Source organism: Desulfobulbus rhabdoformis (assembly GCF_016919065.1).
Taxonomy (GTDB): Bacteria; Desulfobacterota; Desulfobulbia; order Desulfobulbales; family Desulfobulbaceae; genus Desulfobulbus; species Desulfobulbus rhabdoformis.
In genome coordinates, this window is the sequence record NZ_JAFFQA010000183.1 from 1 (window position 1) to 399 (window position 399).

Here is a 399-nt window from a genome sequence, read left to right on the forward strand (position 1 = left end):
TCTTATCGGTTTTCAACACATTCAGCACGCTCTGGCAGGCTTCGATTTTGTCCGGGTTGCCTTCCGCAGTATTAATGCATGAGCTGTACGCGGCTTTCAGTTTACTGTCTTCCTGCGGCGCCTGAGGCTGCGCGCAGCCCACCAATCCTGACGCTAAGGTAGCGATAAGAATCCATTTTTTCATGATACGACCTCATTATTACGTGGCAGGCGTGAGGCCCGCCGCGTCATTGTCAGAAGATGGTGAACGGGGCAATCACGATGAACTTCACGTCACGCTCATCCTGGAAGATGTTGCCGTAACCGCCGCCCCAGCTTGGGATATCAGAGTGGTTGTCGTATTGGGTGTAGTGGAGTTTGAACAGCGTGCCTTTCGCACGTCCTTCCTGCACGGTGTAC

1 protein-coding gene and 1 pseudogene are annotated in these 399 nt (G+C 53.4%); both read right to left on the bottom strand.

The features are described 5' to 3' along the window. Positions 1-184, bottom strand: a 184-nt coding sequence (gene chiQ / locus JWJ90_RS23000; protein WP_205229532.1) for a ChiQ/YbfN family lipoprotein, incomplete at its 3' end; no start/stop codon positions are given. Between the two features lie 49 nt (positions 185-233). Beyond that, positions 234-399, bottom strand: a pseudogene (locus tag JWJ90_RS24095) (ChiP family protein); the annotation flags it as partial.